The sequence below is a fragment of the Acinetobacter sp. NIPH 2100 genome, from assembly GCF_000369805.1.
Lineage (GTDB): Bacteria > Pseudomonadota > Gammaproteobacteria > Pseudomonadales > Moraxellaceae > Acinetobacter.
The window spans coordinates 2407063-2426526 of the sequence record NZ_KB850224.1 but is presented as its reverse complement, the minus strand read 5'-3'; the positions used below and the strand labels follow the sequence as shown (position 1 = coordinate 2426526).

Sequence of the window (19464 nt, the reverse complement as noted above, 5' to 3'; positions counted from 1 at the left end):
AATTTAATACATCTGGTCTGACCAGTCAGACAATGCGTTAAATTGGAGCAGCTATGCAGCTAGAAACATTCAATCAACTGGATTCAGGGGAAGCTGGGCTTGTTTTACAAGCTTGCGTACATATCCCGACTTGGACTTCTAAACTGGTAGGTCAACGCCCTTATTTGTCTAAAGACCAACTTTATCAAGCTGCATTTGCACAAGCTCAAGCATGGTCATGGTCAGATATTTCCGAGGCTTTAGCGCAACATCCACGTATTGGCGAGAAAAAAGCAGCAGCAGTTTTGTCTGAAAAAGAACAGCAATTTTCTCAACATGAACAAAGCCAAGTTGAAACCGATGCTGTCGTGCAACTGGCGCTATATCAGGGCAATTTAGATTATGAGCGCAAATTTGGACATATCTACCTGATTCGTGCTGCGGGTCGCTCAGGCCAACAAATTTTGTCAGAGTTGCAACGTCGATTATTGAATACGGTTGAACAAGAGCAAGCTGAAGTAAAACAACAATTGGCGGAGATTGCCTTGATGCGTTTAAAACAGGAGATTCAATAATGGCGGGTATCAGCACACATATTTTAAATGCGTCTTTGGGGCAACCCGCAGCAAAAGTCTTGGTCAAGCTACGACAAGAAATTGACCATGAATATATTTTACTAGATCAACAATTCACTGACGCAGATGGTCGTATTCCAGTATTCAAGATCGATGCATTTATTCAAAGTAATTATCAGTTAATTTTCGAAGTGGCAGATTATTTTGAATCTTTAAATACTGATAGTTTTTATCCACGGGTTTCTATTGATTTTAAGGTCGTGGATATTCAGCAGCATTATCACGTCCCTTTATTAATTAGCCCTTTTTCATACTCAACTTATCGTGGCAGCTAAACCAGTACAAGCAATGTGGACATTATGATTTAATTAGAGGAATAAGCGATGCATCAAGATAACTTAAATTTAGAGCAAGATGCCAATAGAACCGCTGAACATCAATATTTAGGAATGAATAAGAATATCCTATATGGCTTGCAACATGTATTGACGATGTATGGTGGCATTATTGCTCCGCCTTTAATTATTGGCGCGGCGGCTGGGTTAGATGCTTCTGAGATAGGATTGCTGGTCGCAGCTGCCTTATTTGTTGGCGGAATTGCAACGGTTTTGCAAACCATTGGGTTTAAGCATTTCGGCGCAAAATTACCAATTGTACAAGGTGTTTCTTTTGCTGGTGTTGCAACCATTTTGGCAATTGTGAGTACAGGTGGAGGTTTGGCATCTGCTTTTGGTGCAGTGATTGTTGCTTCTTTAATTGGCTTATTACTTACGCCATTTTTTGCAAAGATTATTCGTTTTTTCCCGCCTGTAGTGACGGGCTGCGTGATTACCATGATTGGTATTTCGCTGATGCCTGTTGCGATTCGCTGGATGATGGGAGGCAATCCCAAAGTTGAAAACTGGGGTGATCCTGCCAATGTCGGTTTGGCGGTTGTGACACTGGCAATTGTGATTGTTTTTAATATGTTGCGTAGTCAGGTTCTCCGTCGACTTGCGATTCTTGCTGCAATCGTCTTGGGTACAGTGTTTGCCTATGTTGCAGGATTTACTGATTTTTCCAAAGTAAGTACAGGACCCATTTTTGCGTTTCCAAGTTTTTTCCATTTTGGTTCGCCTGTATTTGAATTTTCAGCTATTCTTTCCATGGTGATTGTGACTTTAGTGATTATGACTGAAACCACAGCTGATATTATTGCGATTGGTGAAATTGTGGGAAGCAAGGTTGATTCAAAACGCATTGGTGATGGTTTACGGGCCGATATGCTATCTAGTGCAATTTCTCCGATCTTTGGTTCATTTATGCAAACTGCGTTTGCTCAGAATGTAGGTCTGGTCGCAATTACAGGAATTAAAAGCCGTTTTGTGGTGGCAACTGCAGGCGGGATTTTAATTATTCTGGGTTTATTGCCGATCGTAGGCCGTTTGGTTGCATCAATTCCGATGCCTGTTTTGGGTGGAGCAGGGATTGTGTTATTTGGTACAGTTGCTGCCAGTGGAATCAGAACGCTCGCCAAAGTCGATTATAACGACCACAAAAACCTGATTATTGTCGCAACCTCGCTGGCCATTGGTATGATCCCGATTGTGAATCAGGAATTCTATGCTCAATTCCCGACATGGGTAAAAACGCTATTGCATTCAGGTATCAGTTCTGCCTGTATCACCGCGATTTTACTGAATATTATTTTTAACCATTTGCCATTTCATAAGAAATCCGTTGAGGTTACGACTTTGCCATTAAATTCAGGGCATTGATCAATTTCAATATGGAGACGGACGCCTAACTTAAACTTTTTTAATCAACAAAAATTTAAAAATCGCTTATTCATTTTTGAATAGGCCTAGGGGAGTTTTTGACTTTTAAAAATGCCAAAAACAGATTTTTTAAAGGCTTAAAGCGATTTTTATATGAAACATTCGGGGAAATACTCATGAAAAATCTTAAATTAAATGCAGCAATTTTGACTATGTCCTTAACGACTGCAATACAAGCTTCGGCAGCAGATACTAGCTTAAATGGGCTGTTTAATTTGGACCAGAACTGTCAACGTAGCAGTTACTCGGTTACGAATTTGACTGATGCATTCAGCTGTGGTGGTGTACATGGTGCTGTGAAATCGACCTATTATTCGCTGAATAATGGTTATTTTGTGAATAATTTAAATCAAGATACTGCAGTGATTGGAGGCTATATTAAATATGAGACAGCGCCTTTTTACGGAGTACAGGCCGCAATTGGTTACGACATTCAGCGTCGCCTGGATGAGAAAAATAAAAATGATGAAGTCTCAGAGCTAAAAGAAGATCGTGATGGTTTGGCAGAAGCATATCTCACGTGGAGAAATGATGTGGCTCGAGTGACTGTGGGTAATCAGCGTTTAAATTTACCTTTTATGGGAGACTACGCAGACCGCCGTGTATTGATGTTTTTATTTCAAGCCGCAGATGTGCAGATTGGCAACAATCATGATTTCCTGCGTTTGACCAAGGTGAATAAATATAAAAGCTATGCAGAAGATGAGTTCAGCAAAAGCACGCGTCAAAATTCAAAAGTCGAAACCGATGGGGTATGGTCAATTGGGGCTGGAAAGCGCTATGAGCTGGCGGATGACAAAACTTTAAAAACACAGCTTTGGTATCAGGATTATGATGACTATCTACGCCTACTGTATACCCAAGCTGATCTTGGGTTTACTCAACTTAAATATGCACCTGAATTTTCGCTGCAATATCTGTCTGGTCATGAGCAAGGTAAGGCGCTTGCAGGAGAGATCAATAGTCAGATTTGGGGTGTACAGGCTGCCTTAAAAGTATTGCCAACTGCCAGTTTGAAAGTGGCTTATAACTATATCAAACCAGATCGAAACAGTTATTTAAATGGCGCGTTATTAATGCCATATGCCAGCCAGACTTCTTCAGGTGAAATCTTTGCACAACCTTTCTTTACCAGTACCCAAGATCTCGGGGCCGGTAATGCACTGATGCTGTCCTTAGAGGGCAAAGTATCGGATCAAGTGATTGCAGGGGCGCGTTATTCTTTTATGGATTTGAAGGAATCAGAAAATGTGGCTAGCCGAAATCAATCTGAATACATGCTCTTTGGTATTTATAAATTCACGGGTGCCTTGAAAGGTTTTAGTGTCAGTAATTTTGCTGGGATTCAAACTTCGCCACGTTATGACAAGAATTTTTTACAAAACCGTTTTACTTTGAGCTATAAATTCTGATTGACTGAGTAATCAGCACTAATGCATATCTCAAAAGAGGTGTGCATTTTTTATCGTCTTAACATTAAGCTAAAAAAAGCCCCCTATACAGGGGGGAGTTAAACTTTCAGTGATTAATCTAAAGGATTACCGATAATATTGCTAATGATTCCTTGCATAATATGCGAGCCTTGTTCCTGATAAAGTGATTGATACCATTCTTGGGTCACTTCAGGATCTTTCATATGGGTAACATCACAACGTTTACGCGCTCTTAAGACCATTTCTCTGGTACGATCATTACGTTTGTTTTGATAACGTGCTAAAGCATCTTCTAAACCAAAGGTATTGATCTGCAATGCACGGGCAAGATAAATCGCATCCTCCATGGCTTGGCAGCCACCTTGTCCAATATCTGGTGTAGTACTATGTGCTGCATCGCCTAATAAAACGACACGTCCTTTATAAAAATCCATAAAAGGTTCGATATCATGAATTTCTACGCGGTTGGTTTTTTGTTCATCTAAACGATCAATGAGTTTCTGTACGGGTTCACACCAACCATTAAAATGAGCTTTGAGCTCCTGTTTATAATAACTACGATCATTTGGCAGCCCAGCATCTAATGGCACATCGAAAAAGAAATAGAAGCGATTTTGAGCGACTGGCATCAGAGATACACGTTTTCCTTCACCGATATATGTCGTCCATTGTAGAGCGGGGGCAATACTTTCATCCACTTCGACTAATCCATTCCAGTTGACATAACCTGCATAACGACGTTCAACTTGGTAGCCAAGTACAAATTTTCGGGTAAGTGAATGTGTACCATCTGCACCAATGAGTAAATCAGCTGTCACTTGAGAATCATCTTGGAAATGAATCGTGACCTCATCCTGATGTGTTTCCAGTACTGTCATTTTCATACCTAAATGAATATCGTTGAGTCCAAATTGATGCATTAATAGTTGTTGCAGGTCGGCTCTGGCAACAGGGTAGGCACGTTGGCCAACTTCCTTGTATAAAGGGGATAAACTAAATTGGGTCATGGTTTGTTGGCGAAGGCCATCAACATAGGCCAAAGACTCCATTTGTCCGCCTAGGGCCTGAATTTGATCCGTTAAGCCCAAATAATTGAGGCATTTCACGCCATTGGACCAAAGTGAAATCGCTGCACCTACAGGTAAGATTTCAGCAGCTTGCTCATATATTGTGACTTGATGGCCAAATTTTTTTAAAGCGATACCAGCAGTCAAACCACCCATACCTGCACCTATAATTGCAATATTCATCGTTCAGACCCTAGATATTTACAAAAGTTTCTAAGCTGTTCTAAGCGAGAAGTGTGCCAATTTTAATGAACTGGTTTTACTGGTCATACCAGATATTGTGCTTTAATAAAAAGCATAGTGAGAAAGGGTGTACGGATGTGGGTCAAAGTATGCTGCAAAAATGTGCAAGTGCAAGTTTTGGGCAATTGGATTTGAGATTAATGAGGATATTTAGTTGTTGTGTCTTGAAAAATAAACACCAGCCCGTTGCGCAGCACCAATAATATGCGTTTGCATGGCTTTTTCAGCTGCAGTTCCATCCTGTTTAAATAAGGCTTGTAGAATTAATTCATGTTCTTGAATGGTTTTAAATGCCAGATTAGGTTGAACAAAAGGAAGAATTTGGCTCTTTTTAATCCATTCTGTATGCATTTTAAGTGTTTGAATAATCGATTGATTATGGCTTAACAGAATAATGTGCTGATGAAAAGCGTAATCAGATTCAGATGCCACTTGCCAGTTTTGCTCTTGAATTGCTGTCGCAAGTGCTTGATAGTGCTGCTGCAAGGTTGATTTGTCTTGTTCAGTTAAATATTCACACGCCAGCAGCGCACAAAAACCTTCCAGTACGTAACGCAATTGATAGAAATCTTTAAGTGAAACTCGATGCTCGCCATCCCATTGCTCTGCTGCTTGGCTGTGCTGAGAAATCACGTAAACGCCTTTACCTGCCTTGATTTCCAATAAACCTAAAGCGGCAAGACGGGTCAATGCTTCACGTAAAGAGGCACGGCTGATTCCCAATTGAATAGCAAGATCCCGTTGTGAGGGTAAGGCAGAGCCGACCGCATAAGTATTTTGTTGAATGCGTTGATGAATGATTTCCACCGCTTGCTCAGTCACCTGAGATGATTTTCCATTGAGCATCGCTTGTGGGCTCATAGACAACGCAGCCTAAATATAAAAATAAACAGTTTGATTCTACACAAAATTTATCTTTTTGTTGGCGCTCTTGATTAAATATAGCTATATTTTTCACAACAGGTCAGACCAGTTGGACTGGATCTTGCATAATAGAATAGAAATGAAATCTTCAGGAATGATCAATGACAGTGCATATTGCCAAAGCCGTATCCTTACCGAGCCATTTGCAAACATTAACCAATCTCGCTGATGCCAGAATCGGTGCAAGTATTGTGAGCTGTTCTGATGAGTTTTTTGCAGAAGCTGCACGAATGTTACAAAGCACGCCAGCTCAATTTATCGAAGGGAAATATGATGATCACGGTAAATGGATGGATGGTTGGGAAACGCGGCGTAAGCGTGAAGCTGGCTATGACTGGTGTATTGTTCATTTAGGTGTCACTGGAATGATATCTGGTTTTGACATTGATACTTCATTCTTTACAGGGAACTATCCAGCATCTGCATCGATTGAAGGTTGTTATGCACCAGATAATGAACTGGATGATGTGGAATGGACACCTTTATTAGAAAATTCGGTGTTATCACCAGATCAGCATCATTTTTTTGATTGTGCCGCACAGACGGTGACTCATATTCGCATTAATATTTTTCCTGATGGTGGGATTGCACGTTTAAGAGTTTATGGTCGAGTCGTGGTTGACCATGTGGATACCACTCAGCAGATTGATCTGATTGGGTTAAAAAATGGTGGTCGTATTGTGGCATTTAGTGATGCGCATTTTGGGCATCCCAATAATCTACTGAGCCCAGACCGTGGCTTAAATATGGGCGATGGTTGGGAGACCAAACGTCGTCGTGCACCAGGGTTTGATTGGTGCATTATTGCCTTAGGGCAAACTGGGCAGATTGAAAAAATTGAAGTGGATACTGCCTATTTTAAAGGCAATTTTCCTGCATTTTGTTCGATTCAGGCTGCTTATGTTGAAAATGCAACAGATGCACAGCTGATTCCACAGAGTATGTTTTGGCCTTTTTTATTGGAACAGCAGCCTTTGACGATGGATAATATTCATGAATACGTTGCGGAAGTGCTTGGGCAGCAAAAAGTGAATTATATCCGCCTCAATATGATTCCAGATGGCGGCATTAGCAGGATTCGTTTATGGGGGAAAGTAGTTGAATAAGTTAAATTATATTATTTAGTACGCTTGTATGATCTCATAAACTGGCTGTTTATAAGCTGATTTTTATATAGGTGTTATTTTACTTTTCAAGGATGATGAGCTGTGAAACAGCGCAAGGCAAAAATTTTTCGCAGCTTTAGCCGCTGCTCGTTGGCTGATAGTACGTCCTTGATACCACAGTCAAACAGGCAGCATCTATGCCGCCAACCACGATAGTGAAATATTACTATAATTTTCATTTGGATAAGTGAGATTTGAGCTGATATTTCTTTGTATTAAAGAGAATGTCTATGTATGAAAATAATATTGAAATTCGACCTTTAACCAAAGAGAGTTTTGTGCCCTTTGGTGATGTGATTGAGAAGAATCGTGATGATATGATTTCAATCAATCAAGGGCTTACCGAACGTTACCATGCGTTATCACTGGCACAAGTTTCAGGAGAGAATGTAGCAGTAGGGATGAGTATTTTTCATAATTTATTTGCAACACAGATTCCATTTCAGATTGAGATGTTAGAACGACATCCTTATGGTTCTCAGTCTTTTATTCCATTGCAGCAACAAAAATTCCTTATTGTTGTGGCATTGCCTTTGGATCAGAGACAACCAGATGAACAACAGATCTATGCTTTTATCAGCAATGGACAGCAGGGAATTACCTATCATCAAGGGGTATGGCACCACCCATTAATTACTTTAGAAGCAGATAGTGATTTTTTAGTCGTAGATCGGATTGGTAGCGGTAGTAATTGTGATATCCATCATTTATCTCAACCGTGCTGGATCACTGAGGTTTTAGTACAGTCAGAGATTGTGAATCTATGACTGTACTAAGTAGTTTTAGTATTTTCCTTTAAAGTTCGCACTAATTCTTTGTTTTAAATATTCTTTGGCTGTGATTGCTGGATATTTCTGTTGTGGGCTTTCAATTACCACATCTTCATTGGCTTGGCAAAAGAAGGCCAAACTATAACGTGCCCCTTGATATTCATCTGCTTCTGGATTTTTGACACGATGGAAGTTAGAAGGCAATTGATCATCACTCCAACGCATCAACATATCGCCGATATTGCAGGTAATCACATCATCCCGTGGTTCGATACTGGTCCATTGTTGTTGCTCCATATCTTTACCTGGGCACACTTGCAGGCCACCTTGTCCTTTACGTTGGAACAGAAGTGTTAAACAATCAAAATCGGTATGCGCACCTGCACGCCATAACCCCAATTGATCTTTTAAAACAGGATCAATGGCATAGTAGTGCAGCATTCTTAAGGTACTTTGATAGCTGTCTTGCTCTGGGTCATGAGCAAGGTTAAAGAAGTTATCGGCAAAGCCTAGTTTATAAGCAAAGCAGGACAGTATTTTCATACCGACTTGCCAACATGCTTGTTCAAACTCCAACATGGTATTTTTGAAGTCAGGCAGCTCTTGTTCGGTTGGATAAAGCCCGTCCATACGTGGGCGGGTGATTTGATAGGATTCTTTCTGGTCTGGTGTGCTTGTTGATGGACGAACCTGAGCCTTACTTTCCCAACCTGCATTTCGGTTCAGCGGGTAGTGTGCTTTGACAGGTTCAGGTAGAGCAAAAAACTGTTGTGTCATGTCAAATGCAGTTTGGATCTGCTCAAGTGGAATACCATGATGCGAGACCTGAAAAAAACCAATATCTGTAGCAGCGGCCCAAAGCTGCTCTGCTATTTCATACTTACGTTGTTCAAAGTCAGATAAATCAATCACCCGAACTTCGCGTTCAAAGGTTTCTTGACCCAAAGCTCCCATACGGGCTTCTTTTTGCAGTTCTTCTAAGCTGTAGTCATTTTCCGCTAATGCAGTCATGTTGGCGCTATTCATATTTTCAACCTCATCTTTTGGATAAACCGTGACCCAATCAAATAGATTGAAAGAGACGGGCCACATTCAAAAAAGAGCTACACTTTTTCCATAAGAGAAAGCTTGGTAGAAAAAAGTGAGCTGATTTCTGAGCAATGACCCACATAACAGTCGATGTGACTAACTATGCTGAACGCTTCTACTCTGACATAAAGTTATAAGCATTTTTTATACCAGTTTATAAATGAATAAAAATGAAAGAGTACACAGATAAGTTCTAAGGTTCATAAATGGTTTTCTTTCCATCAACGTACAAATGATTCATTGCTGGGCATAAGTTTGTTTTAAAACAGTGCATTTAATATTCAATTTCATTTTTGATTGCGCACAAAATTGAAAAATCAATCCAGATGCTTTAGCTAAGAACCAATAAAAATAAATCCAATCTAGATTATGACAATGAAAAATATGATGAAATCAATCTTGGCACAGAGCTTGCTAAATCATTACTGAGTATAAGCGGTCAGTGTGTTGTGAACACACGGGACATTGCTCTACAGCGTTTGCTGTTCCTCTTTTGGGGACAAAGCCAATTGATTTGGTTTTGAGAGAAATGTGTAGCTTATACATTGATTGACCCCCTAAAAAGAATAGCAAGATGAATCCATACAGATTTAGGGGTCTTACTTATGAATATTCAGCACTATGTAGGCAAAGGGCGACGTACTATTATCGCAAGCACGTTATTGGGTTTAGGAATAGTTCTTAGTTCAACCAGTGATGCAGCTGATAAACTTGTTTTACAAACCACATGGTTTGCACAAGCTGAGCAAGGGGGATATTACCAAGCACTGGCACAAGGAATTTATAAAAAATACGGGCTAGATGTTGATATTAAAATCGGTGGGCCACAGGTCAATAACATGACCTTATTATTATCAAAGCGTGCCGACATTATTATTAATTATGACCTACAGGTCTTAAAAGGCATCGAAAGCAACTTTCCCATCAAAGCGGTGGCAGCACCATTTCAATTTGATCCACAAGGCGTGCTCACTCACAGCGATGTAAAGTCTTTGGCCGATCTCAAAGGCAAAACCATTCTTGTTTCGACCAGTGGGCAAGCAAGCTGGTGGCCTTGGTTAAAGGGAAAATATAAATTAGATGCTGCACAGGCACGTCCATATACCTTCAATATGCAGCCTTTTTTAGCAGGCAAAAATGTCGTGCAACAAGCCTATGCGACCTCTGAAGTCTTTCAGGCCAAAAAAGCAGAACCATCAAGTAATTTCTTTTTATTTGCTGATGCAGGTTATCCAGCTTATGGCGGAATTTTAGTGACCCGCAATGATGTCATTCAAAACAAACCAGAGGTGCTGCGCCGTTTTGTCCAAGCTTCGATGGAGGGGTGGAAAAACTATTTGGCTGATCCACGCTTGGGCAATAGCATCATTAAAAAAGAAAATCCGAATATGAATGATGAACTGCTGACTTTTGCGGTCGGGCAAATGCGCAAATTGAAATTGATTGATGGTGGAGATGCCAAGGCCCAAGGCATTGGTGTTATGACGGATACACGTTGGAAAGCAACGCGAGATTTTATGGTGAACGCAGGCTTAATCAAAGCTCAAACCAATTGGAAAACTGCTTATACCACGCAATTTATTAAAGCTAGCAAATAATCTTAGCTCTAAATCATGGTTGAAGGGTTAACAAAATAGCGCATCCGCATCAAGGGGAAACCACATGAATTCTGCTTTATCAATTGAGATACCAATACAAGAATCTTCGAACTTTATTACGCCAATGATCATGGCTAGAGGGGTTGAAAAAACCTATCCCAATGGTACCAATGCCTTACAACGACTGGATTTAAATATTGCACGCGGCGAGATTATTTCATTATTGGGACCATCGGGTTGCGGTAAAAGCACCTTGCTGAAAATGTTTGCCGATCTGGAACAACCTTCTGCTGGGTTAGTGCGTTGGAATGGTAAAGTTGATATTCAATCGCAATGCAAAATGGCCATGGTGTTTCAGGAAGCTACGCTCATGCCGTGGGCCAATATTGAGGACAATGTGCGTTTACCTTTGGATTTACAGCATATTGCCAAATCAACCAGTACGCCCAAAGTCCAAGCTGCTTTAAAAGCCGTTGGTTTAGAAAAATTCAGCACGGCTTATTCGCGTGAACTTTCAGGTGGCATGCAAATGCGTGCCTCTTTGGCCAGAGCCTTAGTGACAGAACCTGATTTATTGTTGATGGATGAACCCTTTGGCGCATTGGATGAGTTTACCCGCCATAAACTGGATAGTGATATTCGTCAATTATGGTCAGAACGAGATCTTACAGTGGTGTTTGTGACCCATAGTATTTATGAAGCGGTATATCTGTCTTCACGGGTCATTGTGATGGGCGCACGACCTGGGCGTGTGGTGGCTGATCTGAAGATTAAAGGACCCTATCAACGTGACGAGTCTTTCCGAAGCTCAGACATCTTTATTCAACAATGTTCGCATCTATCGCAATTATTGGCTGAAGCAAGTGGAGGGCATGCTCATGATTAAACCATTGCTACAACATCCAACTGTACAACGTATTGCCGCGCCATTGGGACTCGGTTTGATCTTCCTACTGTTTTGGCAACTGAGTTTTCAACAACTTGAAGTGCCGGTGTATGTCATACCTAAACCCAGTGATATTGTCATGGCACTGATTAATCAGTCCAGTGTGCTATTTAGTAGTTTATGGGTGACTTTAAAAATCACCTTATTGGCTTTTGCTTGCGCTGTGATGATTGGCACATTGATCGCTTTTGTATTTGTACAAAGTCGCGTGGTTGAAGCTTGTTTTATGCCGTATGCCATTTTATTTCAGGTGACACCGATTGTCGCGATTGCACCCTTGGTCATTATCTGGATTCAAAATACAACTTTGGCGTTGGTGGTGTGTGCCATGTTAGTCGCAGTTTTTCCGATACTGACCAATACCACTTTGGGCTTGCGTAGTGTCAATAAAGGCTTGCTCAATCTTTTCCAAATCAATAAAGCCAGTCGTTGGCAGATTTTGATGCGCTTACGTGTACCGAATGCTTTGCCTTATTTCTTTGGTGGTTTGCGTATTTCCTGTGGTTTGGCGCTGATAGGTGCTGTGGTTTCTGAGTTTGTTGCAGGTGCGGGTGGGACCAGTGCAGGTTTGGCTTATCAAATCTTACAAGCAGGTTTCCAGTTAGATTTACCACTAATGTTTGCCGCACTATTCCTAATTACTTGCACGGGTCTGGGCTTATTTGTGTTGATGTCCTTATTAAGTCGTTTCTTTTTAAGCAAATGGCATGAGAGTGAACAAGTATGAGTTCAAAGCAATTAAATCAAAGCTATTTAATTCAAAATGCTCATGCCATTTTGACTGGGTTAACTGGTGATGCAGCGCGTTGTTCATCCACGGATATCCGCATCCAATCAGGTAATATTACTGAAGTAGGGCGGTTAATCGCTCAGCCGGATGAGCAGATTATCGATGCCAAAGATTGTGTGATTTACCCAGCATGGGTGAATACCCATCATCATTTATTTCAGTCTTTATTAAAGGGTGAGCCACAAGGTTTAAATCAAAACCTGACCTCATGGCTTGCTAGTACACCATATCGGTTTCGTGGCGCATTTGATGAAACGACTTTTCGGATTGCTGTGCGTATTGGCTTGATTGAATTATTACGTTCAGGTTGTGCAACGGTAGCGGATCATCATTATTTGTATTGGCCAAAGATGCCATTCGATGGTGCAGCAATTTTATTTGATGAAGCCGAAAAATTGGGCATGCGCTTTGTGCTGTGTCGTGGAGGCGCAACACTCATACGCGGTTTAGAAAGTGAGCTACCGCAAGCATTACGTCCGGAAAAGTTTGATGACTATATGATGGATATTGAGCGTTTGGTGCAGCAATATCATCAACCAAGTTCAGATGCATTTCGAAAAATTGTGATGGCACCGACTTCAACCTTGCATTCAACCACAGCACCGCAATTACTCGAAAGTGCCAAAATCGCCAGACAATTGGGGATTCGGATGCATAGCCATTTATCAGAAACTGTCGATTATCTGGATGCTGCCAAAGCTAAGTTTGGCATGACCCCAGTGCAGTTTTGTGCGGAACAGGACTGGATCGGAAGTGATGTGTGGTTTGCGCATCTAGTGAAATTATTACCCGAAGAAATTCAGTTGTTGGGTCAAACGCAAACAGGCATTGCGCATTGTCCTCAGAGTAATGCTCGTTTGGGCAGTGGCATAGCTGATCTTGTTGCTCTGGAACAGGCTGGCATGACCATTTCGATTGGCGTTGATGGGGCGGGTTCCAACGAGGCTGCAGATATGTTGTCTGAAACCCATGCGGCATGGTTATTACAACGGGCCAGAAAGGGCATGTTGGCTACACCACTATATGAAGGTGGAAAATTTGAAGGGGGGGCAGATGCCGCCAGTATTGAGGATATCATTCGTTGGGGAACTGTTGGCGGTGCTAAGATTTTAGGGCTTGATAAAGTCGGTACAATTGAGGTTGGGCAACAGGCAGATTTGGTTGTGTATCAATTGGATGATCCACGTTATTTTGGCTTGCATGATATGGCGATTGGACCTGTAGCGAGTGGTGGACGGGCGCATATTAAATTCATGTTTATAGCAGGGGAAATGGTGATGGAAAATGATCAGATTCCTGATCTGGATATGATGGAGTTGGCTTGGCAAGCCAAGCAATCGGTGAAGCTGTTACAACAGCGAAGTATGGATATGGCGAAAATAGCCTAGCCATATATGATTAATTTTTTAGCATATCCCTGTAAATATTTCTTGTGCAGGCTGTTTAAATGAGAGTATTTAAACTCGCTCTACAGATATTTTCAGGGTAAGCAAAATAGGTGGTTTAAAGTGCCAAAATTCTGTGCATCAAACTCCTATTTTACGATCAACGCTATAATGTAATTCAACCATACCTTCACCCATTTGATGAACAGAGATTAGTTTTAGTGTTGGTGCTAATACTCTTCGGGGGAAAAGCGCTTTTCCTTTTGCAAGCGTAACCGAACCAATTTGTATAATAAGTTCATCAAGCAAATTTGCATCATAGAACTGACCAGCCAATTCTCCACCGCCGACAATCCAGATATTCTTGTCCCCAATGATGGATTCTATTTCAAAATAAACAGGAGGGATTTCTCCTTGCACAAAATGGATATTTGCACCTTCAATTAAAGGGAGTTTACGACTAGAAAATACCCATGTTGGCTGGGTGTAAGGCCAAGGTGAACCTGTTTCGATAGCTACTTGTTCAGCATTATTCAATATCCATTCATAAGTTGCTGAGCCCATGATCAAAGCACCAACATTTGCAATAAACGTGGGATAACTTGAGTTATTCAGTTCGACTAATCCAAATAACCATTCTAAAGAATCATCTTCGGTCGCAATAAATCCGTCTAGACTACTCGCTGCAAAATATTGTACTTTCATCCTTATCATCTCCTTCATATAAAGGAGTATCTTAAAACTTATTTTTGATCGATAAATTTTTCAAATCGAATAAGCGACATATTATGACGCTTTAATAAGCCTAAGCTTGATAAGGATGATGCGTATACCAATGCTCAGCAATTTGCTGACGGGTGCAAATCCAGACTCGATCATGATTCTGTACGTAGTCCAAGAACCGTTGCAGTGCCTTAAAGCGAGCAGGACGTCCTAAAATTCGGCAATGCATACCGATAGAAAGCATTTTGGGGTTCATTGCTCCCTCTGCATAGAGGACATCGAAAGCATCTTTTAAATATTCAAAAAAATCCTCACTGCGATTAAAGCCAGTCGGTGAAGCAAATTTCATATCATTGGTATCGAGTGTATAGGGAATAATTAAATGAGGTCGTGTTTCACCTGTTTCATTATTAAGTGTTGTCCAAAAGGGTAAGTCATCGCCATAATAATCACTGTCATATTGCACATGATCATATTCAGCCAATAATTGACGGGTATTCGGACTATCACGACCTGTGTACCAACCCGTTGGCATTTCACCAAATAGGTCTTTGAAGATTTGCATGGCTTCAGCCATATGTCGCTTCTCAGTTTCAATATCAATATTTTGATAATGAATCCAGCGTAAGCCATGTGAGACCACATCATAGTTATTTTGTTTGATCGCTTCGACCACCAGTGGATTTCGTTGCAACGCCATCGCCACAGCAAAAATGGTCATAGGTAATTGGCGTTTGGCAAATTCTTGTTGAATACGCCAGAAACCCACCCGTGAACCATATTCATAAATTGAATCCATCGAAAGGTGCCGTGCAGGATAACTCTCAGCACCACTGATTTCAGATAAAAACTGTTCTGAGCCTTCATCACCATGCAGGATATGTTTTTCCCCACCTTCTTCATAGTTCAGCACAAACTGGACAGCGATCTTTGCTTGATTTGGCCATTGAGCATGTGGAGGCTGGTCTGCATAACCGACCATGTCTCGCGGGTAATCTGCTGTTAAATCAAAGTCTGTATTGGACCGAACCATAGCAATGCCTGAATTGTGAAATCATTGAATCTTCACATCAAATTACTCGATACAATAATCGAGTGTCAAATATTATATTTATTAAAATCAACATCTTGAGTGGTTTAATTTGGTGCAAAAATACAATTTATTTATCAAGTATGCTTTAACATGCGTGATTTTAGTGCTTCCATTTCTGCAATAATTTGATTCATCATGATTTGAGCAATCCGAGAAAGTTGCCGTTTTGGTGCAACACATAACGCAACGGTAATTGGATGCAGTCCATGGTCGTCAATTGCCCTAAATACAAACTCTCCACTTTCAATATATGGTGCGGCATCCAGATAGCTCATGAGGCCAATACCTAAATTTTGTCTGAGTAAGGAAATCATCATACGAATATCATTACATGCGATTTTATGCCGTGGATGAAAGTCCTGTTTTTTATACAAGGCCGTGACATGGTCATGAATAATCAAAGGTTCAGCGGGCAGAATATGATTGAACTCCAAGGTATCCGAGAAATAGATTTTTTCCTTATGCGCTAAATGATGCTGCTTTGGAATCACAAAGCCTAAGGGCATTTCAATAAATGCACTGATCTGTAACTGATGCTGATGCTTGGGATTCAGAATTAAGCCAAAGTCGAGGTCGGCAGCCATCACCAGATCAGCGACACTGTCACTGTCCAATACACGAATCTGAAAATTAATCCATGGATATTGCTGGTGAATCGATTGAATTACTGTACTGACAAAGCTTTCGCTCAATGCTGAAATCATTCCAAAATCAATCGAGCCTCGTTGCAACCCTTGGATTTCATGCAAACGTTTTTGTGTGATTTGAAAGTCTTTTTGCCAAGTGCGTAAATCGGCATAGAGCAATTCACCAGCCAAAGTCAGTTTTAACCCATTCGGAAGTCGTTCGAATAAGCTCACCCCAAGTTCTTCTTCCGCCAGAACAATTTGCCGATGGACTGCGGATACAGAAATGAAAAGTTGATCGGCTGCCTTTCTCAAGCTTCCTGTTTTTGCAACGGCCATAAAATAATCGGCAAAACGTGAAAATGGCAGGGCCATTATGTGCTCTCAATATAAAAACTGGTGCAAATGCAAAAGCAATTTTAATGCCGATACTGTTCTAATTTTTAGAATGATGCATGTAATTCATTCTAATAGACGAAAATAATGATCTATTCCACACTGCAAACAACAGAGAAAACATTAAAAATGAGCACAGGATATGAACGCAATTCCATTCATCAATCTTCCAAATAAGCCATGTCACAGCCAATTTGATGATCAGGATTGGCAAATTCTTGCACAGCATTGGTATCCAGTCGCACGCATTCAAGACGTAACTCACAAACCACAGCAAGTCACTTTATTGGATATGAATTTGGCCTTGTATAAAACCGAAACAGGACAGATTCACTTAGCGCGAGATATTTGCCCGCACCGTGGTGTGCCTTTGAGTAAGGGTTGGGTGGAGGGTGAAACCATTATCTGTCCTTATCATGGACTGCATTTCAATGAAGACGGAAAATGTACCAAAATCCCAGCTCAACCTGATTTAACTAAAATCTCAGATCGGTTTTCTCTGACCAAGTTTCCTGTAGTTTTAAAATATGGATTGGTCTGGACCAGTATTCTTGGCAGAGAAGAAAGTTTGGCGAATTTTCCTGTGTTGGACACATGGGAACAGGAGGAGCATCAAGCCATTTTACCGCCATCCGTGGATATTGCTGGCTCAAGTGGTCGTCAATTAGAAGGTTTTATTGATGTGGCACACTTTGCATGGGTACATCATCAGGCCTTTGCAGATCGAGATAATCCAGTCGTACCCAAATACTCGACTGAACGTACCGATTATGGCTTGCATACCAACTACACCAGCAATGTCAGCAATTATCCGCATGGGATGCAGCATCTCGCGCCAGATGATTTTGTGTGGGAGCGGATTTTTGATGTTTATCCACCATTTTCAGCGCTACTGACGATCCATTTTCCAAATGATGGCGTGCTCAAGATTTTAAATGCCTGCTGCCCAATCTCACATAACAAGACCCGTTTGTTTGTACCATTAACCCGTAATTTCGATACTACGGGAGATTTACAAGCCGTTTATGATTTTAATGCGCAGATTTTTGCAGAAGATCAAGAGATGGTAGAGGCACAGAAACCCGAAGAATTGCCTTTAGATATTGGTATGGAGGCACATTTTGAAGCAGATCGCTCATCGACCATGTACCGTCGTATTTTGGCGGAATGGGGTTTAAGTAAACGCTATACAGTATAAGTGGAAGAGGGATTTTTTAAATATAAATTTGGAGGATCAGAAGAGGGTTTAAGCTAAAATGTTTATTTGTATAGGCTTGTATATACAATTTGCATTAATTCAATATACAATGACTTAGAATATTTAGTATGAGTTTTAGCCAATGTCAAGAGTGACAAAGCAAAATGATTTGGATTTGTCTCTAGAAGAAGATAGTCCAGTTCCTTTGTACTTACGTGTGAAACAAATGATTTCGCAAAAGATTTATGAAGGAACATGGACGGTTAATAAAAAGATTCCTTCTGAAAGTGAACTGGTCAATTTACTCGGTTGTAGTCGCATGACCGTGAACCGTGCTTTACGTGAACTCACCAGCGAAGGTTTGTTGGTGCGTATCCAAGGTGTCGGTTCTTTTGTGGCCGAAGGACAAGGTCGAACGGCTTTATTCCATGTCAATAATATTGCCGAAGAAATCATTGCCCGAAATCATAAACACCATGCCGAAGTATTGGTACTTGAACAGATTCAGGCCAATGCTGAACAGAGCATGTTGATGCAGATTCGTGAAGGGCAAAAGTTATTTCATTCGATCATTGTGCATTATGAAAATGATGTGCCTGTACAGATTGAGGACCGTTTGGTCGACCCTGTTTTAATTCCTGATTATTTGTCGCAAGACTTTAAATCAATTACGCCAAATGCTTATTTAATGTCTAAAGCACCTGTGACGGAAGGTGAGCATGTGGTGACAGCGATTTTAGCCTCAGCGCAAGAATGTAAATGGCTGAAAATTAATAAGACCGAACCGTGTCTATTGATTCGTCGCAGAACATGGTCAAATAAACAACTGATTTCCAGTGCACGATTGATCTATCCAGGTAGCCGTTATTATCTGGAAGGTAAATTTACCCAATGATCAAGCAGTTAAGCAGCACCGATTATCAACAGATGCTGTGGAAAAATGGTGCAGGTTATACCGTTGAACTGGCGCGTAGTACTGGTGAAAATCTGGATACCTTTGCTTGGCGTATTTCCATGGCAGATGTCAAAAACGCAGGTGGTTTTTCCAGATTTAACGGAATGCAGCGTATCTTAACCGTGCTGGAAGGTTATGGCATCGAGCTTAGTATTGATGACAAGCATGAATCTCTAACGACTTTACAATCCGTGCAGTTTAGCGGTGAAAGTGCGACCCGTTGTGAATTGATTGATGGGCCGATTCGGGATTTTAATCTGATTTATGATCCCAAGCAGTTTCATGCACGTTTGCAGTGGTATTTTGAGCCGACAAAGACCGAGATTTTTAGCTCAGCCGATCTAATTTTTATATTTAATCAGAGTGCTGAGCTGTTAGATATTGAAATTGATGGGCAGGTTTTTCAATTACAGCATCATGAAAGTCTTCACATTGAGCAGGAAAAATCACTCAAAAAGGTGGTTCTGAATCCACAGATTTTAAAGCAAACTTGTCTAATTGAACTGATAAAAATCTAGTTTTCTTGTATTTTTGAGAACACATACAGTCTCAGGTTGTATGTGTTTTTTTATTGTATATAAAAAATAAATCTATTTATTTCATTGGTTTGTAATTTATTTTCATAAAAGATTTGAAAAGCATCTTTTCAATAGGAAAGTTTTGTGTAGTATATGGATGTATATACAAGTTA

The 19464-nt window shown here is 40.7% G+C and carries 19 protein-coding genes; 13 read left to right on the top strand and 6 right to left on the bottom strand.

Translation table 11 applies throughout. From position 1 onward, the window contains the following. Positions 1-53 precede the first annotated feature (53 nt). The 4 genes from uraD (at position 54) to F887_RS06660 (ending at position 3783) form a co-directional block, all read left to right on the top strand. Positions 54-554, top strand: a complete 501-nt coding sequence (gene uraD / locus F887_RS06645; protein WP_005295198.1) for a 2-oxo-4-hydroxy-4-carboxy-5-ureidoimidazoline decarboxylase — start codon at positions 54-56, stop codon at positions 552-554. Beyond that, positions 554-889: a hydroxyisourate hydrolase gene (gene uraH, locus F887_RS06650; protein WP_005295195.1), complete on the top strand. Its 336-nt coding sequence runs from the start codon at positions 554-556 to the stop codon at positions 887-889. The genes uraD and uraH overlap by 1 nt, the downstream gene beginning before the upstream one ends. Positions 890-937: 48 nt before the next feature. Continuing rightward, complete coding sequence (locus F887_RS06655; RefSeq protein ID WP_005295194.1) at positions 938-2311, top strand: nucleobase:cation symporter-2 family protein; 1374 nt, start codon at positions 938-940, stop codon at positions 2309-2311. 176 nt (positions 2312-2487) lie between these two features. Then, positions 2488-3783, top strand: coding sequence for an OprD family outer membrane porin (locus F887_RS06660; protein ID WP_005295192.1), 1296 nt, complete (start codon positions 2488-2490; stop codon positions 3781-3783). A 113-nt stretch (positions 3784-3896) separates the two neighbouring features. On the opposite strand, the gene hpxO is transcribed toward F887_RS06660, so the two are convergent. Further along, positions 3897-5054: an FAD-dependent urate hydroxylase HpxO gene (gene hpxO / locus F887_RS06665; protein WP_005295188.1), complete on the bottom strand. Its 1158-nt coding sequence runs from the start codon at positions 5052-5054 to the stop codon at positions 3897-3899. 210 nt (positions 5055-5264) lie between these two features. Beyond that, a complete protein-coding gene (locus F887_RS06670; protein WP_032862926.1) occupies positions 5265-5975 on the bottom strand; it encodes a FadR/GntR family transcriptional regulator in 711 nt (236 codons plus the stop codon). Positions 5976-6139: 164 nt separating this feature from the next. Between F887_RS06670 and alc the strand changes: the two genes are divergently transcribed. Both alc and F887_RS06680 read left to right on the top strand, forming a co-directional pair. Then, positions 6140-7144, top strand: coding sequence for an allantoicase (gene alc / locus F887_RS06675; protein WP_005295184.1), 1005 nt, complete (start codon positions 6140-6142; stop codon positions 7142-7144). Positions 7145-7434: 290 nt separating this feature from the next. Continuing rightward, entirely contained in the window at positions 7435-7971 is a 537-nt protein-coding gene (locus F887_RS06680; RefSeq protein WP_005295182.1) for an ureidoglycolate lyase, read from the top strand. A gap of 15 nt (positions 7972-7986) precedes the next feature. On the opposite strand, the gene F887_RS06685 is transcribed toward F887_RS06680, so the two are convergent. Next, on the bottom strand, positions 7987-9000 hold the full coding sequence (locus F887_RS06685; RefSeq protein WP_005295179.1) for an isopenicillin N synthase family dioxygenase: 1014 nt from the start codon (positions 8998-9000) through the stop codon (positions 7987-7989). A 668-nt stretch (positions 9001-9668) separates the two neighbouring features. Between F887_RS06685 and F887_RS06690 the strand changes: the two genes are divergently transcribed. The 4 genes from F887_RS06690 (at position 9669) to F887_RS06705 (ending at position 13785) form a co-directional block, all read left to right on the top strand. Then, positions 9669-10661, top strand: coding sequence for an ABC transporter substrate-binding protein (locus tag F887_RS06690; protein WP_005295178.1), 993 nt, complete (start codon positions 9669-9671; stop codon positions 10659-10661). A 64-nt stretch (positions 10662-10725) separates the two neighbouring features. Then, on the top strand, positions 10726-11547 hold the full coding sequence (locus F887_RS06695; RefSeq protein WP_005295175.1) for an ABC transporter ATP-binding protein: 822 nt from the start codon (positions 10726-10728) through the stop codon (positions 11545-11547). Further along, the gene (locus F887_RS06700; RefSeq protein ID WP_005295173.1) at positions 11540-12334 is read left to right on the top strand and encodes an ABC transporter permease; all 795 of its coding nucleotides are present in this window, start codon (positions 11540-11542) and stop codon (positions 12332-12334) included. Before F887_RS06695 ends, F887_RS06700 begins: the two co-directional genes overlap by 8 nt. Further along, the gene (locus F887_RS06705) at positions 12331-13785 is read left to right on the top strand and encodes an amidohydrolase family protein (protein WP_005295170.1); all 1455 of its coding nucleotides are present in this window, start codon (positions 12331-12333) and stop codon (positions 13783-13785) included. The genes F887_RS06700 and F887_RS06705 overlap by 4 nt, the downstream gene beginning before the upstream one ends. 138 nt (positions 13786-13923) lie before the next feature. On the opposite strand, the gene F887_RS06710 is transcribed toward F887_RS06705, so the two are convergent. The 3 genes from F887_RS06710 to F887_RS06720 form a co-directional block, all read right to left on the bottom strand. Then, positions 13924-14487: a dihydrofolate reductase family protein gene (locus tag F887_RS06710; RefSeq protein WP_005295167.1), complete on the bottom strand. Its 564-nt coding sequence runs from the start codon at positions 14485-14487 to the stop codon at positions 13924-13926. A gap of 100 nt (positions 14488-14587) precedes the next feature. Next, positions 14588-15538, bottom strand: coding sequence for an allantoinase PuuE (puuE, locus tag F887_RS06715; RefSeq protein WP_005295166.1), 951 nt, complete (start codon positions 15536-15538; stop codon positions 14588-14590). A gap of 134 nt (positions 15539-15672) precedes the next feature. Continuing rightward, complete coding sequence (locus F887_RS06720; RefSeq protein ID WP_005295164.1) at positions 15673-16599, bottom strand: LysR family transcriptional regulator; 927 nt, start codon at positions 16597-16599, stop codon at positions 15673-15675. A 163-nt stretch (positions 16600-16762) separates the two neighbouring features. On the opposite strand from F887_RS06720, the gene F887_RS06725 reads away from it, so the two are divergent. The 3 genes from F887_RS06725 (at position 16763) to F887_RS06735 (ending at position 19291) form a co-directional block, all read left to right on the top strand. After that, the gene (locus F887_RS06725) at positions 16763-17818 is read left to right on the top strand and encodes an aromatic ring-hydroxylating oxygenase subunit alpha (RefSeq protein ID WP_005295162.1); all 1056 of its coding nucleotides are present in this window, start codon (positions 16763-16765) and stop codon (positions 17816-17818) included. 142 nt (positions 17819-17960) lie between these two features. Beyond that, on the top strand, positions 17961-18713 hold the full coding sequence (hutC, locus tag F887_RS06730) for a histidine utilization repressor (RefSeq protein ID WP_005295158.1): 753 nt from the start codon (positions 17961-17963) through the stop codon (positions 18711-18713). Then, the gene (locus tag F887_RS06735; protein WP_005295155.1) at positions 18710-19291 is read left to right on the top strand and encodes a HutD/Ves family protein; all 582 of its coding nucleotides are present in this window, start codon (positions 18710-18712) and stop codon (positions 19289-19291) included. Before hutC ends, F887_RS06735 begins: the two co-directional genes overlap by 4 nt. Positions 19292-19464: the final 173 nt, after the last annotated feature.

What these genes read in the sequence shown, in the direction of transcription:
- uraD (WP_005295198.1), top strand. Translation starts at nt 54, where the DNA reads ATGCAGCTAGAAACATTCAATCAACTGGATTCAGGGGAAGCTGGGCTT.
- uraH (WP_005295195.1), top strand. Translation starts at nt 554, where the DNA reads ATGGCGGGTATCAGCACACATATTTTAAATGCGTCTTTGGGGCAACCC.
- F887_RS06655 (WP_005295194.1), top strand. Translation starts at nt 938, where the DNA reads ATGCATCAAGATAACTTAAATTTAGAGCAAGATGCCAATAGAACCGCT.
- F887_RS06660 (WP_005295192.1), top strand. Translation starts at nt 2,488, where the DNA reads ATGAAAAATCTTAAATTAAATGCAGCAATTTTGACTATGTCCTTAACG.
- hpxO (WP_005295188.1), bottom strand. Translation starts at nt 5,054, where the DNA reads ATGAATATTGCAATTATAGGTGCAGGTATGGGTGGTTTGACTGCTGGT.
- F887_RS06670 (WP_032862926.1), bottom strand. Translation starts at nt 5,975, where the DNA reads ATGAGCCCACAAGCGATGCTCAATGGAAAATCATCTCAGGTGACTGAG.
- alc (WP_005295184.1), top strand. Translation starts at nt 6,140, where the DNA reads ATGACAGTGCATATTGCCAAAGCCGTATCCTTACCGAGCCATTTGCAA.
- F887_RS06680 (WP_005295182.1), top strand. Translation starts at nt 7,435, where the DNA reads ATGTATGAAAATAATATTGAAATTCGACCTTTAACCAAAGAGAGTTTT.
- F887_RS06685 (WP_005295179.1), bottom strand. Translation starts at nt 9,000, where the DNA reads ATGAATAGCGCCAACATGACTGCATTAGCGGAAAATGACTACAGCTTA.
- F887_RS06690 (WP_005295178.1), top strand. Translation starts at nt 9,669, where the DNA reads ATGAATATTCAGCACTATGTAGGCAAAGGGCGACGTACTATTATCGCA.
- F887_RS06695 (WP_005295175.1), top strand. Translation starts at nt 10,726, where the DNA reads ATGAATTCTGCTTTATCAATTGAGATACCAATACAAGAATCTTCGAAC.
- F887_RS06700 (WP_005295173.1), top strand. Translation starts at nt 11,540, where the DNA reads ATGATTAAACCATTGCTACAACATCCAACTGTACAACGTATTGCCGCG.
- F887_RS06705 (WP_005295170.1), top strand. Translation starts at nt 12,331, where the DNA reads ATGAGTTCAAAGCAATTAAATCAAAGCTATTTAATTCAAAATGCTCAT.
- F887_RS06710 (WP_005295167.1), bottom strand. Translation starts at nt 14,487, where the DNA reads ATGAAAGTACAATATTTTGCAGCGAGTAGTCTAGACGGATTTATTGCG.
- puuE (WP_005295166.1), bottom strand. Translation starts at nt 15,538, where the DNA reads ATGGTTCGGTCCAATACAGACTTTGATTTAACAGCAGATTACCCGCGA.
- F887_RS06720 (WP_005295164.1), bottom strand. Translation starts at nt 16,599, where the DNA reads ATGGCCCTGCCATTTTCACGTTTTGCCGATTATTTTATGGCCGTTGCA.
- F887_RS06725 (WP_005295162.1), top strand. Translation starts at nt 16,763, where the DNA reads ATGAACGCAATTCCATTCATCAATCTTCCAAATAAGCCATGTCACAGC.
- hutC (WP_005295158.1), top strand. Translation starts at nt 17,961, where the DNA reads ATGTCAAGAGTGACAAAGCAAAATGATTTGGATTTGTCTCTAGAAGAA.
- F887_RS06735 (WP_005295155.1), top strand. Translation starts at nt 18,710, where the DNA reads ATGATCAAGCAGTTAAGCAGCACCGATTATCAACAGATGCTGTGGAAA.